The sequence below is a fragment of the Spiroplasma endosymbiont of Dioctria linearis genome (assembly GCF_964030865.1).
Lineage (GTDB): Bacteria > Bacillota_I > Bacilli_A > Mycoplasmatales > Mycoplasmataceae > Spiroplasma_A.
Window position 1 is genome coordinate 284,764 of record NZ_OZ034984.1, and the last position, 18,694, is coordinate 303,457.

The 18,694-nt window shown below is 23.4% G+C and carries 10 protein-coding genes; 9 read left to right on the top strand and 1 reads right to left on the bottom strand.

All coding sequences use genetic code 4. The annotated features are described in order from the left end of the window. The first annotated feature begins 9 nt into the window (after positions 1 to 9). From AAHM84_RS01225 to AAHM84_RS01255, 7 genes are all read left to right on the top strand, one after another. Positions 10 to 1,425, top strand: coding sequence for a glycoside hydrolase family 1 protein (locus AAHM84_RS01225; protein WP_342259096.1), 1,416 nt, complete (start codon positions 10 to 12; stop codon positions 1,423 to 1,425). A 639-nt stretch (positions 1,426 to 2,064) separates the two neighbouring features. Beyond that, the gene (locus AAHM84_RS01230) at positions 2,065 to 2,643 is read left to right on the top strand and encodes a hypothetical protein (RefSeq protein WP_342259097.1); all 579 of its coding nucleotides are present in this window, start codon (positions 2,065 to 2,067) and stop codon (positions 2,641 to 2,643) included. A 499-nt stretch (positions 2,644 to 3,142) separates the two neighbouring features. After that, positions 3,143 to 3,967, top strand: coding sequence for an aldo/keto reductase (locus tag AAHM84_RS01235; protein ID WP_342259098.1), 825 nt, complete (start codon positions 3,143 to 3,145; stop codon positions 3,965 to 3,967). A gap of 189 nt (positions 3,968 to 4,156) precedes the next feature. Next, positions 4,157 to 4,699, top strand: a complete 543-nt coding sequence (locus tag AAHM84_RS01240; protein ID WP_342259099.1) for a hypothetical protein — start codon at positions 4,157 to 4,159, stop codon at positions 4,697 to 4,699. A gap of 287 nt (positions 4,700 to 4,986) precedes the next feature. Continuing rightward, positions 4,987 to 6,819 (top strand): lipoprotein, encoded by a 1,833-nt coding sequence (locus tag AAHM84_RS01245; protein ID WP_342259100.1) that lies wholly within the window; start codon positions 4,987 to 4,989, stop codon positions 6,817 to 6,819. 426 nt (positions 6,820 to 7,245) lie between these two features. Beyond that, positions 7,246 to 9,090 (top strand): lipoprotein, encoded by a 1,845-nt coding sequence (locus AAHM84_RS01250; RefSeq protein ID WP_342259101.1) that lies wholly within the window; start codon positions 7,246 to 7,248, stop codon positions 9,088 to 9,090. 426 nt (positions 9,091 to 9,516) lie between these two features. Next, complete coding sequence (locus AAHM84_RS01255) at positions 9,517 to 11,355, top strand: lipoprotein (protein WP_342259102.1); 1,839 nt, start codon at positions 9,517 to 9,519, stop codon at positions 11,353 to 11,355. A 282-nt stretch (positions 11,356 to 11,637) separates the two neighbouring features. On the opposite strand, the gene AAHM84_RS01260 is transcribed toward AAHM84_RS01255, so the two are convergent. Further along, positions 11,638 to 13,008 carry a hypothetical protein gene (locus AAHM84_RS01260; protein WP_342259103.1) on the bottom strand — a complete coding sequence of 457 codons (1,371 nt, stop codon included), beginning with the start codon at positions 13,006 to 13,008 and terminating at the stop codon, positions 11,638 to 11,640. Between the two features lie 457 nt (positions 13,009 to 13,465). On the opposite strand from AAHM84_RS01260, the gene AAHM84_RS01265 reads away from it, so the two are divergent. Both AAHM84_RS01265 and AAHM84_RS01270 read left to right on the top strand, forming a co-directional pair. After that, positions 13,466 to 14,371: an IS3 family transposase gene (locus AAHM84_RS01265; RefSeq protein WP_342259360.1), complete on the top strand. Its 906-nt coding sequence runs from the start codon at positions 13,466 to 13,468 to the stop codon at positions 14,369 to 14,371. A 1,923-nt stretch (positions 14,372 to 16,294) separates the two neighbouring features. Next, a complete protein-coding gene (locus AAHM84_RS01270; protein ID WP_342259104.1) occupies positions 16,295 to 18,127 on the top strand; it encodes a lipoprotein in 1,833 nt (610 codons plus the stop codon). The last annotated feature ends 567 nt before the right edge of the window (positions 18,128 to 18,694 follow it).

An 18,694-nucleotide genomic window follows, 5' to 3' on the forward strand; every position in this document is an offset into this window, starting at 1 on the left:
AGAAAATGTATGAATAAAATACCAAAAAAATTTTTGTGAGGTGCCTCTACAAGTGCTTACCAGGTGGAAGGAGCTTGAAATGAAGATGGTAAGGGTTTATCTGTTCAAGATGTTAATGCAGGGGGATTTATTAAAGGTTTAAATTTTAAAGATATTACTGATTTTAAAATTGCTGCAGATCATTATCATCATTTTAAAGAAGATATTGCCTTAATGGCAGAAATGGGTTTTAAATCTTATCGCTTCTCAATTAATTGAACGCGAATTTATCCAAAAGGGATTGAATCAGAACCAAATAAAAAGGGAATTGAGTTTTATCATAAGTTATTAGATGAACTTATTAAATATAAAATAGAGCCCTTAGTTACAATTCATCATTTTGATTTACCAAATTATTTAGAAGAAAAGGGTGGTTGACAAAATAAGGAGTTAGTAGTAGAAGCTTATTTAAAATATGCTAAGACTTTATTTTTTGAGTATAAAGATAAAATTAAATATTGACAAACAATTAATGAGCAAAATATGGTAGTTATGTTTGGTCATTTACTTGGAAAACAAATGACGGGAATTGATAAAGGACAAGAATCATATCAAATGTTTCATAATATGAATGTCGCTCAAGCAAAAGCAATTATTCATTTAAAAGCTATTGATAAAAAAGCAAAAATTGGCGTTGCACCAAATATTTCCTTAGTTTATCCCCAAACTAATAAACCTGAAGATGTTTTAGCAGCTCACAATGCTAATTTAATTAGAAATTGAATTTATATTGATCCTTTTGTAAAAGGAAGTTATGATAAAATTTTGCTTAATTTTTGAAAGGCAAATAATTATAATATTGAAATTACTAATGAGGAATTAAAACTTTTTAAAAGGGCAAAAATTGATTTTATTGCTTTTAACTATTATAGTTCTATGAGTGTTAAAGCACCAACAACAGATCAAGAATTTAAAGTTGGAGATCAACAAATGGGCTTTAACTTAGAAGATATGTTTCAATCAACAAAAAATAAACACCTAGAAACTAGTGAATATGGATGAGAAATTGATCCATTGGGATTTAGATTGACTGCAAGAGCTTTACATGATAGATATAATTTGCCAATAATTATTACTGAAAATGGTTTAGGAGCCAAAGATGAACTAACAAGTGAGGGTAAAATACATGATAAATATCGTATTGACTATTTAAGAAAACACATTGAACAGATTCCAAAGATTATAAATGATGGTGTGAAACTATTTGGTTATAACCCTTGAAGTGCCATTGATTTGGTTTCAACACATCAGGGAATATCAAAGCGCTATGGTTTTGTTTATGTTAATCGTGATGAATTTGATCTAAAGGATATGAAGCGTTATCGAAAAGATAGTTTTTATTGATACCAAAAGGTAATTAGTTCTAATGGAGAAGATATTATTTAATAAAAAAATGAAGAATTAGTATTTTTATTGTGAATGTAATTCTTCAATTATACAAGTAATTTATTAATAAAATTAATGCACTTAATCATGAGACTACTTTGATTTTGTTCAACTTATTAAAGCATTATAATATTGAACTTTACATGTCTTAAATTGTCTTGTTTTATAGTTATAAAACGCAGTATACTTACTAATAAAATATTTTAATTTTTTAAAAGAGTTTATTTTAAGCTCTTTTTTATTTTCTTATTAAATAGTTTTTTGCAGAAATGATTGATATTTTACACCGTTATCACAGTTTCTTATGATTCATTTATTAATGTCAGTTTGATACTATTGTTAATTAATAATTAGGGTATATACTCTAAAAATGTACAAATATTGCAAAGTAAGTTATATTAAATTTAAATTTATTAAATTCAGTTATAGATTATTATTTTATTATCATATCTTGTGCTAATATTTGATTGTGAGAAGAAGGTTTTCTCAAATTGTTCAAAATTATTTTGATATGTTTTCAATGCATTAAATAAGATTAGGCACAATTTTCACAAAGAATAATATTTTTTATAACTGGTTTATAGCTTTTATAAATTATTAAAAAATATTATGGTAAATGTACCAGAAGGAAAATAAAATATGAAAAACAATCAAAAGATAATTTATAATGCAGGTAGTTTATTTACAAACGCACAGTGTAAAACAAGAAAAGAAGAAGGAGATATATTACGAAAAATGTTTCCAGAGTTGTTAGTTGAAAACCCAGCTGATATTGATATAAATTCAATAGGAAGACCAAGTAACAAAATAATTTTTGAGATGGGTATTAGTGATTTAAAAGATGCTGACTATGTAATTTTAGAAATAGATGGATGGGATTCTGGGACATATATGGAATTTGGTTTATTAGTTCAACAAGCAATTGATAATAAACAAAAATATTTATTACCAGTAATTTCTGATTTTAGATTTAAATTAGGAATTTTACGTGGTGAAATTCCTGGATTTTCTCTTAATGAAATGATTTCAGGAGCATTTTATTATGACAAATTAAATCAAGGAGATGTACCTCAAATGATAGTTTGTGACTCACATGAATCAGCATGTAAAGCAATTAAAGCAATTGAATCAGGAGACACAAAAAATTTTAAAGAGCGTTTTGATATAAAAAACTTATACTTAAACGATTCTGTTTATCATGGTTTTAAAAATAAATAAATTGTTAAAACTGAGTTAGTAAATATAATTTAAATAGTAAAAAATATGTAGGATTTGAAAACTATTTTAGTAATTTATTAATATTATTTTTTTAACTATATGTATAGTTAAAAAAATTTAATTAGAGCTTCTTGCAATGTGAATATAGATGATAATTAATTCATTTATAAAAAATGCATAGAAATAAATTAATATGATATTAAAGATACTTGCAGTCAATCTTATTAATACAAAAACCTTTATATAAAAAGCATTACGTAAAATTTCTTATATTAATGTTAAAAATTGAAGAAATAATTCATGATGATTCAATTCCAGCATTTAAATTATCAGCAAATATTATGCATTAATAATGATTTTATTATTTGCTGATAAAAAAGAATTTATATTTAAATATCAAATATAAGATAGTAGACAACCTTAAAGAGACTTGTACTTGATTTTAAATAGGAATCTTTTAAATATTAAAGGTTTATAATAATCAGTAAAGGAAAACGAAATGAATAAAATACTCAATAAAACTTTAAAATTTAATAATGGTTTAGAAATACCACAAATAGGATTAGGAACTTATGAATTAGTAGATGAAAAAGAAACTTTGGCATCTATTAAAGCAGCTTTAAAAGCAGGATATAAACATATAGATACAGCTTCTATTTATAAAAACCACGAAATAATTGCTCAAGCAATTAAAGAAAGCGGCCTTGATCGCAATTCGTTATTTATTACTTCAAAAGTGTGAAATTCACATAATAAATATGAATTAGCAAAACAAGCTATTAATGATATTTTAAAAGAATTGGAAATAGACTATATTGATTTACTTCTAATTCATTGACCAACTGAAGATAAAATTGAATGTTGAAAAGCATTAGAAGAAGCAGTTGATCAAGGAAAAGTAAGATCAATTGGTGTAAGTAATTTTCAAGTACATCATCTGAAAGAAATGCTAGAAAATTGTAGAATTAAGCCAGTAATTAATCAAATTGAATTACATCCAGCTTTGCAAAATTTGGAAGTTGTTAAATTTTGTCAAGAAAATAATATTTTAGTTGAATCTTGAGGAACAATGATTAGAGGAAAATGTTTTGAAGTGGAAAAATTGAAAACTCTAGCTAAAAAATATAATAAGTCAGAAGCTCAAGTATGTTTAAGATGAGGATTACAATTAGGATATATAATAATACCAAAATCTTCAAAACCAAGTAGGGTAATTGATAATATTCAAATAGACGATTTTGAATTAACTAGTGAGGATATGAAATTAATAGCAACAATAAAAGAGGAAAGAGTGGGACCTAATCCAGATAATTTTGACTTTTAAAAATAGAGATTCTAAATTAAATTATTAAATAATATTTATATTAACTCTTTGCTTTTTTGTTTATGTTAAAGTCCAAAATAATTAGTTAGAATTATAAATTTGGACTTTTAAATTAAAAAAATATTATTATTTAATTTTTATTTAATTAAATGTTAAAATATTTTGCAAATAAAAGAGAGGAAATTATCTATGAGAATTATTCCCTATGAGCTTTACAAATATGCACCAGATATTGCATTATCAGCATTGAGAAAAGAATTTGGAATGCATGACTATTATTTGAATATTAATCCCAATAATAAGGCGATGCAGCCATTTTTAGACTTAGGAAGAAATTATTTCAATTTATTAATTTTTGAATGAAAGCAAGAAATGGATAAAAGAGGACTTTATGTTAATTCTTTTCACTCATTTTATTCTTATAAAAACTCATTTAAATCTTTAAAAACTGACTATTTTTTGATATTAGAATGCATTATTCAATGAGAGTTGAAGGGGTTTTCACCTTATAATACAAGTTTAAGTTGATATAAAATATCACAAATCTTATTAGAAAATAATTTATTAGAGATAGTTAAATTTAGTATAAAAGATTATGAAAATTTATTAAAATGATATAAGGATAGTTTCATGGTCTTAAATGAAGCAAATAGATGAAAACCTAAAAACTTAAATATGAATAAAGTTTTAGACTATTTTAGAAGTTATTTTAAAGAAAATTTGATAACCTAAGTTTCTCAGTATACCAGTTTGCAAATATTGCAAACTGGTATACTGAGGTTATCGTATTCTTCAGTATTTTTATAGTAATACAGTTAGTTATAAAATATAGGTGTCTGAAAAAATGGATGTATACCAAAAGAAATGATCCAAATTCTTAGGAAATAATGTTACTTAGCCCCCCAATACGACTTTAATTATGTAAGTATTGATTATATTTTTCAAAAAAACTCTTGAATTTTTTTATTTTTTTGTAAAATTAATTTTATATCGTAAAAATAATTTTAAAGGAAAAAAATATGAAAAAATTATTAAGCTTATTGGGAGCTGTTAGTTTAATTGCAACTTCAAGTGCAAGCGTTGTTGCATGTGGCGATAGTGAGACAGTAAAAGTAGAAAATTACGAATTAATTAAGGCTCTTGAAAAGGATGCTAATGAAATTTTTGTAAAGCATTTACAAAATAATATTTATGACAAAATGATTGGCTTAACTATTAATGAAAAGGAGAATAAGTTTTTAAATAAAAGCACTATTAAAATATTTAAGGGCAGATCTGCAAGTGAAATTGGAGAAAAAACCTTAGCTCTTTTAGTTGATGATATTAATAGAATATTAAATATTAGTCAATTAGAATCTGAATTAAATAAATTGAAACTTGTTAATGAGTATAGTATTCTTTTAAATGATGTAAATACTTTATACAAGGGGATTGTTTTTGATTGAAGTACTTTAGATATTAATACAAATGAAAGTGAATCATTATATTTAGGCAATGTTTTATTAGACTTTAAAATACAAGTTCAATACAAAGGTGAAAAAGATATTGAATTATTACAAATTAATGATTCTTTTAAATATACTCTAACAAATGATGCAACACTAAAAGACTCATCTGATAAATTTTATAAAAATATCACAAAGGATTATTTTTCATCACAAGATTCAGATGCTAAAAAATATTCAAATTTAGTTTGAAATGATATTAAGGGTCAAAAAAATAAAATAGATGGCTATGGAAATATTGATAAAGAAATTGACAATTACTGAAATAGAACTGCAAGAACAAATGGATTTAAAGACTCTATTGCTAAATTTATTAAAACTAATTATTTTAGTAAATTGCCAACATTGCCTTTATCTTTTGAAACAGATAATTTTTATAAGGGTTCAGAATTAAGTAAAACATCTTTATTTCATTCTATTAATACACCAAAAGCATTTAATAATAGCGAATCAATTAAGTTTGATTATAAAACTGAAGAAGGTCAATTAATGTTGGAAAGTATTTTTAGAAAAAATCCTGATATTAATCCAACAAGTTTTATATTGAAAAATAATTATTTTACTGAAAATAATCTTAATGTTTGAAAAAGTGATTATGAAATATCAAAAGAAAATTTCATTAAAAATCTAAATTTAAATTCAAATGATGAGTTTAAACAAACTGAGCAATATAAAAACTCATTTTCAATGAATTATGTTAACTTAACTGGACTTTCAATTAAATTTCCTGATCAAGAATATGTTCATAATTTACCTGACTTTAAAATAGCTACTAATTATATAATTGATTCAAATCAAAGTTCAGAAGCAATTTTAGATGATATGACTGAATTTTCTATAAATTCAATTAAAGCATTTCATGAAGTTTTTGGTGTTGATTATAGTTATAACTATTTGGAAAATAATAATTCCAAAGAAGATATTTTAATGGCAATTAAGAAATCTGATTTTACAAATGCAATTAAGTTTAATCAAGCTACTTCTGGCGGTTTAGAGTTAATGAGTCCAGCTCTCTCATTAACTGCAACTGGTTTATCTTCATATAGAGATAAACTATTACAATTGTCAAATTTACCATCAAATTCAACATATTTATTTGATTCTAGAGAACCGAGCACTAGTAGGGTTTCTGTAGCAGGTTATGGAGGATCTAAATATTATAGAAATTATAGCAGTCAAAATGGAATATATTCAACAATACATGACTTGAATTTTAAGCCTAGTATTAAAGATTATAATGAAAAAATATTTTATTGAAAGTTAGGTTACATAAATATTTACTTTGATTTAGATCAAATAATTGATGGAGGAAGATTTGGACTAAAATACTTTATTGTATTTTCATAAATAATATTTGTATGTTTAATTATAAATATAATCTCCAAATTTAACTAGAGAAAAAGGTACCCTAATTTTACCAGTAGTTTTACTACTGGTTTTTTTAATGAAAGGAGAAAATGATAAAACAAAATACAGTAAAGAATTAAAGGTAGAGGTTACAAAAAAGTTTAATCCAGCTCATACACCAAAAAATTAGTAGAAGAGTACAATTAGTTTATTTATGAAATGTAGATAATATTAGCCCTTTCATAAAATCTCAATTTATTGATTATAAAGGAGGAAAAAGTATCTTGTTAATATGTAGGTACATAATCGCTTATTACTCATATATTACAATACTTATATGTGTCAAAAATTTGAAAATTAGCTAGTTTTAAAGTATAATAAGTTTAGTTTTGAATTGTCAAAACATAGGTACATAAGGGGAAAAATATGAAAAAATTATTAAGCCTATTAGGTGCAGTTAGTTTAATTGCAACTTCAAGTGCAAGTGTTGTTGCTTGTGGAGGTCCAATTAATCCAACAAAACCTCCAACAGTAGATTATGACAAATTAGTTAAGGATCTTGAAAAAGATGTTAATGAAATTTTTGCAAAGCATTTACAAAATAATGTTTATGAAAAAATGATTGGTTTAACTATTAACGAAAAGGAGAATAAGTTTTTAAATAAAACTACTATTAAAACATTTAAGGGTAGATCTGCAAGTGAAATTGGAGAAAAAAACTTAGCTTTTTTAGTTGATGATATTAATAGAATATTAGATATTAGTCAATTAGAATCTGAATTAAATAAATTAAAACTTGTTAATGAGTATAGTATTCTTTTAAATGATGTAAATACTTTATACAAGGGGATTGTTTTTGATTGAAGTACTTTAGATATTAATACAAATGAAAGTGAATCATTATATTTAGGAAATGTTTTATTAGACTTTAAAATACAAGTTCAATACAAAGGTGAAAAAGATATTGAATTATTACAAATTAATGATTCTTTTAAATATACTCTAACAAATGATGCAACACTAAAAGACTCATCTGATAAATTTTATAAAAATATCACAAAGGATTATTTTTCATCACAAGATTCAGATGCTAAAAAATATTCAAATTTACTTTGAAATGATATTAAGGGTCAAAAAAATAAAATAGATGGCTATGGAAATATTGATAAAGAAATTGACAATTACTGAAATAGAACTGCAAGAACAAATGGATTTAAAGACTCTATTGCTAAATTTATTAAAACTAATTATTTTAGTAAATTGCCAACATTGCCTTTATCTTTTGAAACAAATAATTTTTATAAGGGTTCAGAATTAAGTAAAACATCTTTATTTCATTCTATTAATACACCAAAAGCATTTAATAATAGCGAATCAATTAAGTTTGATTATAAAACTGAAGAAGGTCAATTAATGTTGGAAAGTATTTTTAGAAAAAATCCTGATATTAATCCAACAAGTTTTATATTGAAAAATAATTATTTTACTGAAAATAATCTTAATGTTTGAAAAAGTGATTATGAAATATCAAAAGAAAATTTCATTAAAAATCTAAATTTAAATTCAAATGATGAGTTTAAACAAACTGAGCAATATAAAAACTCATTTTCAATGAATTATGTTAACTTAACTGGACTTTCAATTAAATTTCCTGATCAAGAATATGTTCATAATTTACCTGACTTTAAAATAGCTACTAATTATATAATTGATTCAAATCAAAGTTCAGAAGCAATTTTAGATGATATGACTGAATTTTCTATAAATTCAATTAAAGCATTTCATGAAGTTTTTGGTGTTGATTATAGTTATAACTATTTGGAAAATAATAATTCCAAAGAAGATATTTTAATGGCAATTAAGAAATCTGATTTTACAAATGCAATTAAGTTTAATCAAGCTACTTCTGGCGGTTTAGAGTTAATGAGTCCAGCTCTCTCATTAACTGCAACTGGTTTATCTTCATATAGAGATAAACTATTACAATTGTCAAATTTACCATCAAATTCAACATATTTATTTGATTCTAGAGAACCGAGCACTAGTAGGGATTCTGTAGCAGGTTATGGAGGATCTAAATATTATAGAAATTATAGCAGTCAAAATGGAATATATTCAACAATACATGACTTGAATTTTAAGCCTAGTATTAAAGATTATAATGAAAAAATATTTTATTGAAAGTTAGGTTACATAAATATTTACTTTGATTTAGATCAAATAATTGATGGAGGAAGATTTGGACTAAAATACTTTATTGTATTTTCATAAATAATATTTGTATGTTTAATTATAAATATAATCTCCAAATTTAACTAGAGAAAAAGGTACCCTAATTTTACCAGTAGTTTTACTACTGGTTTTTTTAATGAAAGGAGAAAATGATAAAACAAAATACAGTAAAGAATTAAAGGTAGAGGTTACAAAAAAGTTTAATCCAGCTCATACACCAAAAAATTAGTAGAAGAGTACAATTAGTTTATTTATGAAATGTAGATAATATTAGCCCTTTCATAAAATCTCAATTTATTGATTATAAAGGAGGAAAAAGTATCTTGTTAATATGTAGGTACATAATCGCTTATTACTCATATATTACAATACTTATATGTGTCAAAAATTTGAAAATTAGCTAGTTTTAAAGTATAATAAGTTTAGTTTTGAATTGTCAAAACATAGGTACATAAGGGGAAAAATATGAAAAAATTATTAAGCCTATTAGGCGCAGTTAGTTTAATTGCAACTTCAAGTGCAAGTGTTGTTGCTTGTGGAGGTCCAATTAATCCAACAAAACCTCCAACAGTAGATTATGACAAATTAGTTAAGGATCTTGAAAAAGATGTTAATGAAATTTTTGCAAAGCATTTACAAAATAATGTTTATGAAAAAATGATTGGTTTAACTATTAACGAAAAGGAGAATAAGTTTTTAAATAAAACTACTATTAAAACATTTAAGGGTAGATCTGCAAGTGAAATTGGAGAAAAAAACTTAGCTTTTTTAGTTGATGATATTAATAGAATATTAGATATTAGTCAATTAGAATCTGAATTAAATAAATTAAAACTTGTTAATGAGTATAGTATTCTTTTAAATGATGTAAATACTTTATACAAGGGGATTGTTTTTGATTGAAGTACTTTAGATATTAATACAAATGAAAGTGAATCATTATATTTAGGAAATGTTTTATTAGACTTTAAAATACAAGTTCAATACAAAGGTGAAAAAGATATTGAATTATTACAAATTAATGATTCTTTTAAATATACTCTAACAAATGATGCAACACTAAAAGACTCATCTGATAAATTTTATAAAAATATCACAAAGGATTATTTTTCATCACAAGATTCAGATGCTAAAAAATATTCAAATTTACTTTGAAATGATATTAAGGGTCAAAAAAATAAAATAGATGGCTATGGAAATATTGATAAAGAAATTGACAATTACTGAAATAGAACTGCAAGAACAAATGGATTTAAAGACTCTATTGCTAAATTTATTAAAACTAATTATTTTAGTAAATTGCCAACATTGCCTTTATCTTTTGAAACAGATAATTTTTATAAGGGTTCAGAATTAAGTAAAACATCTTTATTTCATTCTATTAATACACCAAAAGCATTTAATAATAGCGAATCAATTAAGTTTGATTATAAAACTGAAGAAGGTCAATTAATGTTGGAAAGTATTTTTAGAAAAAATCCTGATATGAATCCAACAAGCTTTATATTGAAAAATAATTATTTTACTGAAAATAATCTTAATGTTTGAAAAAGTGATTATGAAATATCAAAAGAAAATTTCATTAAAAATCTAAATTTAAATTCAAATAATGAGTTTAAACAAACTGAGCAATATAAAAACTCATTTTCAATGAATTATGTTAACTTAACTGGACTTTCAATTAAATTTCCTGATCAAGAATATGTTCATAATTTACCTGACTTTAAAATAGCTACTAATTATATAATTGATTCAAATCAAAGTTCAGAAGCAATTTTAGATGATATGACTGAATTTTCTATAAATTCAATTAAATCATTTCATGAAGTTTTTGGTGTTGATTATAGTTATAACTATTTGGAAAATAATAATTCCAAAGATGATATTTTAATGGCAATTAAGAAATCTGATTTTACAAATGCAATTAAGTTTAATCAAGCTACTTCTGGCGGTTTAGAGTTAATGAGTCCAGCTCTCTCATTAACTGCAAATGGTTTATCTTCATATAGAAATAAACTATTAGAAAACTCAAATTTACCATCAAATTCAACATATTTATTTGATTCTAGAAGTACTGATGTTGCTAATGCTTATGTATCAGGATATGTAGTAAGTAAATACTATAGAAATTATAGTAGTCAAAATGGAATATATTCAACAATATATTACTTGAATCAAAGTAACAATAATTATAATGAAAAAATATTTTATTGAAATTTAGGTTACTTAAATATTCATTTTGATTTGGATCAAATAATTGATGGAACAAGAAACGGGCTGAAATACTTTATTGTATTTTCATAGATAACATTTGTTTGTTTAATTATAAATATAACTTTCAATTTTAAACAGTACTTATTAATTATTAGAATTTTTATAAAAAATATTATAATCAAAATTTAATAGTTTGCAGATATCTGCAAACTATTTTTTATTAATATAATTCTCTAAGTATACATAATGTTAAAAAACATAAAATGTATACAAGGTTCAATGTAATGCTTTATGTATAGGATTAAAATAAAAAAATTCTAATATAATTTATATTGAATATAATTCTCTAAGTAAGAATGCGATAACCTAAGTTTACCAGTTTGCAATATTTGCAAACTGTTTTTTTCTATTTATATTATATTTAAAATCATGATTTAAATTTCACATTTCCACAAAATTTGCAAACTTATTATGAAAATCCTCCATTGAAGTGAATTCATTACTATATTGTTTATAAAATTTATTTTTCACTCATCCATTAAGTGATTCGGTTGGAGCATTATGCTTAAAACCCGCTTCAGACATAGAATGAGTTAAAAAATTACTGTTCCTATTAATGAAACTAAATATCATTTTATTGGCAAATGCTGTGCCTCTATCCGTTTGTATTAAAAAAATAGATATTGAGAGGTTCTTAACATAACTTTTAATTTTATTAAAAACCTTAAAAGCATTATTACTATTTTCTGTTCTATCGAAGGAATAAGAAATTATATTATTATTAGATCAATTGTATCCAAAAATGACAACTTGATTTTCTAATACTCCTTTAATTCTTATTTTCATATGGCTTCCATCAACTTCAATAACATTCTCTTTTTTAAAATTATTCATAATTGAATCTTTTCTAATGTAATTATTGCTTTTATTGATACCTAAGTTAGTTCTCTTTTTTCTTTGAAAAGTAGGCATTTTAAATATATTTTCTCTTTGAATTTTCCTTATTTCTCTAATTGAAATATTTAGATTATAAGTTTCAAGAATTCATTTATTAATTATATTAGCCCCTGAGACAAAGCCTTTAAAGGTTTTAAAGTATTGCTCAATATAAAAATTAACATTTTTTAAAACTTTTCTTTGAAAAATTGGAAAACCAGGTAATGATAATCTCTCTTTGAAAATTTTTATTGGTGACATTAGAACAAATCTTCTTTTAAATTTTGAATAACCTTGTTTAGATACATAAAAGAAATTAATTAATTTATTAGTTCCCATTCCATATAACGCTTCAAATTTGTATATTATGCAAAAAGAATAATGCTTATAAATTTTTGTCTTTGTTATCTGAATTAAGTCCTTCTTGCTCATTTTCATCATGTTGATGATCATCTCCGTTGTGCAAGAAGGAATGGACTTTTCCAAAATTTCATATCTTGCATTTGAAAGTAGTACTAATTCATTTGACTCCTTTAATTGTTTTTTTAATTTAGCTATTTCTTTTTCATAAACTTTTATACTTTTATCTTTAAAATCCTTTTTCAATTTATTTGCCATTATATTAAGCTCCTTACAAAAGTTAGTATTATTATAGTTTAAATTTGAGTATTTTCTATTTCATAAATAAACTAATTGTACTCCAGAAGTTAAATTGTATTCTTCTACTAATTTTTTTGGTGTATGACCTTGATTAAACTTTTTTGTAACCTCTATTTTTAATTCTTTACTGTATTTTGTTTTTTTCATTTTTTCATTTCATTAAAAAAACCAGTAGTAAAACTACTGGTAAACTTAGGTTACCTTTTTCTGTATACATAATGTTAAAAAAACATAAAATGTATACAATGAGAATTTTTTATATGTCAAATGTTACAGGAAATAAATCAAATATATTAAGTATTAAACAAAAGTAAGAGTTAGTAAATAGACACTATAATGAAAATAGAACTTTTAGAGAGCTATCAATTGAATATGCTGTACCTTATTCAACAGCAAGAAATCTTTGCATAAATTATAAAATATACGGAGCTGGAGCTTTAATTTCGAAAACAGGAAAGCATAACAAGCATTCCAGTGTTAGGCCAAACTCTTTAGACCCAAAAGATAAGGAGCTAGCAATTCTTAAAAAGAAGATTAAATGATTAGAAATGGAAAATAAAGTTATAAAAAAGTTCAATGAAATGATCGAAAATCAAAAGAAAAAATAAATTATATTTATAAAATCATAGAAGAATTTAAATACAGATATAGTATTTCAGATTTATGTAAGCTTTTAAAAAATACTAGATCTAGTTATTATAGGTGAGTTAACAATGGTAAAAAGGATTATATTATAAAAATAGACATTTATATTGCAAAAGAAATAAAGATTCTATTTTTTAAATATAAAGGTATTTATGGTAGTCCTAGAATAACAATATGTTTAAAAAGTAAGGGGATAAACATAAGCCAAAATAAAGTAGAAAGAATAATGAGAATATATAAGATGTATTTAGTAATTAGAGTTAAAAAGATGATTAGAAAACCTAAGGAAAGGAAAAGTATTACTCATGGACCCAATATTGTTAATAGAAAATGAGAAATCTATGAGAAGAATGAATGCTGAGTGACTGACATTACTTATTTACCATTAAATAATAAATTTGCTTATCTTAGCGTTTTAAAAAATGTTAAAACAGGATTTATAGTTGGTTATAAATTGCCTAACATAAATGATATAAAAATTTATAGAGATACTCTTATTAATTCAACAAAATATAGAAATGACATAAGCAAACCGCTTATAATTCACTCTGATAATGGTTCCCAATATACATCATTTTTTGCAAAAAATTATTCAAAAAAGAATAATATAATTATTTCTTTATCAAGACCTGGAAATTCAATAGATAATGCAACGTGTGAAACATTCTTTTCTTCATTAAAAGAGGAATGAAAAAAAGAGTTAAAAGTAAACTCTTTTGAAAAGTTGGAAAGCTCTATTAGTAAATATATTCACTTCTATAATTATGAAAGAATACGAGTTAAAACTTCTAATCCTCCATCTTATGAATACTTTAATAATTGAAACAAAATAAAAGTAATTGCATTAAATGCAATTACTTTATAAAAAAACATTTTGTATACTTGACAAAGTATATTCAATATAATTTATATAGAAGAGAATTTTTTATATGGCAAATTTTAAAGCTTATAAATCTAATATGGTATATTTGGATACTAAAATAGAAGTAGCAAAGGATTGAGCAATTAATCAATAAAGTTGAAGTGAATTGGCAAGAAAACATAATGTTTCATATTCTACTGTAGCAAAATGAACTTTAGATATGAATAATACGGAGTTGAATGTCTAAAGGATTTTTATTCAAGAATGATGACAAAACGCAAGAACTAAAAAGTGATATCAAGTTAAAAAATAAACCATTTAGAAAAGAGAATATGGAACTCAAAAAGAGAAATAAATTTTTAGAAATAGAGAATGAGATATTAAAAAAATTCAATAAATTCCTAGAGCTTTAAGAAAAAAAACAGCAACTAAAGTATAACTATAATGAAAAAATAAATTTGACTGAGCAGTTAATTTTTTATGGAAGGCACTTAAAAGAGCACAATCAAATTATTACAGTTGAATAAAAAGAATAAGTTCTTATTTAATTATAAGTTTGATGAAGTTTTGACTTATTTTATTCTAGAGGTCTCTAATTATTATAATCATATTTATGGTTATTCTAGAATCAATATGACTTTAAAGTGTTTCTATAATATTGATGTTTCAAATACATTAGTTTATAAATATATGAGACTTCTGCGTTTAAAATCAAAAATTATATCAAAGAAAAGTATAAAGTCAAAAGAGATTAAAGTCAGAAATTCTAAATGTCCTAATATTGTTAATAGGTAATGAAAAGTTTTGATAGAGTTGAATTATTTGTAACTGATATTACATATTTATCTTATGTTTATAATAAGTTTGCCTAATTAAGTATTATGAAAGATGCTAATACTAATTTTACAGTTGGATATGATATATCTATGAGAAATGATAATAAAATTTATTTTAAAGCACTTAAAATGGATGAAGGCTATATTCTAAAAAACAAAAACCTAATAATTAACTCAGATAAAGGTTTTCAATATACGCTAATTTTTAGTCACATGTATTGTAAAAAATAAAATTTTTATATCTTTAAGCAGACATGGAAATTAACTAGATAATGCTGCTTCTAAAATTTTTTTCTTTTCTTTAAAAGCAGAGTGATATCAAAAGAACTTGAATTCTTTTTAGGAAGTATACAATAATGTTTTGGAGTATATTCAATTTCATAATTTTGAAGGAGCAATGGTAAAGTAATAAAAGATAGCATGATAAACATGAAGTTCCAATAGAATGAAAAAAACTATTCTATACTTGACATAATATGTTTAGTTAAAAAATCAAGTTATTTTTTTGATACAATTGGGCTAATATAGATATAGTCTCTTATTTTTTTGATAGAAAAAATGAAGTAATAGCTTTTTTAAATTTTTTAATATAATTAAAAATTATGTTAAAAACTTATTGATATCAAATTTATTAAAACAACAGATGAAGAGACATTTTTTGTTAATAAAATTAGATTTAACTTTATTAATAAGAATTATATTTTTTTAAATCATTCTGTATAAGATATAAATCTCAAACATAGTGTTTCAACTCTATCACTTAATAGTTGAGTAAAAATAAATTTTATAAAGAACATATAGTAATTGCTTTACTTTACTTGAAGACTTTAATAATAAGATCGCAAGTTTTTTAGAAATGTGAAATTTAAATCAAAATTTTGAATGTAATATAAATAGAAAAAAAATTTACAAATATTGGAAGTTCGTAAAATTAGGTTATCCTATACTGAGTAGTTTTAAAATATAGGTGTTTGATAAAAGGAACATTACAATACTTATATGTGTCAAAAATTTGAAAATTAGCTAGTTTTAAAGTATAATAAGTGTAGTTTTGAATTGTCAAAACAAAGGTACATAAGGGGAAAAAAATATGAAAAAATTATTAAGCTTATTAGGAGCAGTTAGTTTAATTGCAACTTCAAGTGCAAGTGTTGTTGCTTGTGGTGGTCCAACTGATCCAACAAAACCTCCAACAATAGATTATGACAAATTAGTTAAGGATCTTGAAAAAGATGTTAATGAAATTTTTGCAAAGCATTTACAAAATAATGTTTATGAAAAAATGATTGGTTTAACTATTAATGAAAAAGATTATAAGTTTTTAAATAAAAGCACTATTAAAATATTTAAGGGTAAAACTTCAAGTGAAATTGGAGAAAAAAACTTAGCTCTTTTAGTTGAAGATATTAATAAAATATTAGATATTAGTCAATTAGAATCTGAATTAAATAAATTAAAACTTGTTAATGAGTACAGTATTCTTTTAAATGAAGTAAATACTTTATACAAGGGAATTGTTTTTGATTGAAGTAGTTTAGAAATTGATACAAATGAAAGTGAATCATTATATTTAGGAAACGTTTTATTAGACTTTAAAATACAAGTTCAATACAAAGGTGAAAAAGATATTGAATTATTACAAATTAATGATTCTTTTAAATATACTCTAACAAATGATGCAACATTAAAAGATTCATCTGATAAATTTTATAAAAATATCACAAAGGATTATTTTTCATCAAAAGATTCAGATGCCATAAAATACTCAAATTTACTTTGAAATGATATTAAGGGTGAAAAAAGTAAAATAGATGGCTATGGAAATATTGATAAAGAAATGAGCAATTACTGAAATAATACTGCAAAAACAAATGGATTTAAAGAATCTATTGCTAAATTTATTAAAACAAATTATTTTAGTAAATTACCAACATTGCCTTTATCTTTTGGAACAGATAATTTTTATAAAAGTTCAGAATTAAGTAGAACATCTTTATTTCATTCTATTAATACACCAAAAGCATTTAATAGTAGTGAATCAATTAAGTTTGATTATAAAACTGAAGAAGGTCAATTTATGCTAGAAAGTATTTTTAGAAAAAATCCTGACATTTATCCAACAAGTTATGTATTAAAAAATAATTATTTTACTGAAGATAATCTTAATGTTTGAAAAAAAGATTATGAAATTTCAAAAGAAAATTTTATTAAAAATCTAAATTTAAATTCAAATGGTGAGTTTAAAAAAACTGAACAATATAAAAACTCATTTTCATTGAATTATGTTAACTTAACTGGACTTTCAATTAAATTTCCTGATCAAGAATATGTTCATAATTTACCTGACTTTAAAATAGCTACTAATTATATAATTGATTCAAATCAAAGTTCAGAAGCAATTTTAGATGATATGACTGAATTTTCTATAAATTCAATTAAATCATTTCATGAAGTTTTTGGTGTTGATTATAGTTATAACTATTTGGAAAATAATAATTCCAAAGAAGATATTTTAATGGCTCTTAAAAGATCTGATTTTACAAATGCACTTAATTTTTTGACAGCCGGTGTTGGTGGATCAGAAATAATTAATCCAGCTCTGTCATTAAGAAATACTTTAGTTTCTTATCAAAATGAGCTTTTAGATTTATCAAATTTGCCATCAAGTTCAACATATTTATTTGATTTTAGAGGTTTATCTGATAGTGGGTCAAATCCTTCAAGCATTGGTAGAACTAAATATTATAAAAATTACAATAGTCAGAGGGGAATCTTCCTATCAATATATAATCTTAGCGAATCATATCAAAATGAAAAAGTAGTTTATTGAAATTTAGGTTACTTAAATATGCACTTTGATTTAGATCAAATAATTGAAGGAGTAAGAACTTTATCGCAAAAGGACTTTATTGTATTTTCATAAAAAATAATATAATATAAATTTAAAAGTTTGCAGATATGTGCAAACTTTTTATCTATTTATTCCATATTTGAGTACATTATTTAAATCTTATTTTTAAAAATTTTGAAGCTAGGTAAGTTTGAAAGGTATTATTTTTTGGTATTAATATAATTCTTAGTGTAGCCTTTTCTCGGACATATTTTAAAATACTTTATATATTAATATAAAATATTTGTGAACTAAAAGATATTTTATTTTGACTAAGTATTCAATCAATTAAAAAATTTAATTTGTTATTAGCATAGTATTCAAAAGCAGTAGGAATTGATAAATCAAGATTGTAAATTGAATAAAAATTTATGACGAAAATGTAAGAAGTGGATTTAAGAACTCCTCTAAAGCCAATAATGAGGAGTTTATAAAATTAAAGATAAATCTTAAAAAGTCAAAAAGAGAAAGCGAAGATTTAAAATTAAGAGATGAAATGCTTAAAGAGTTAAGAGAAATGATTGATATAAAGAAGTAAATAAGTAAGAGTAAATACATTTAAATCAAAAGCAGCTTATAACTTTACAATTAAATATTCAA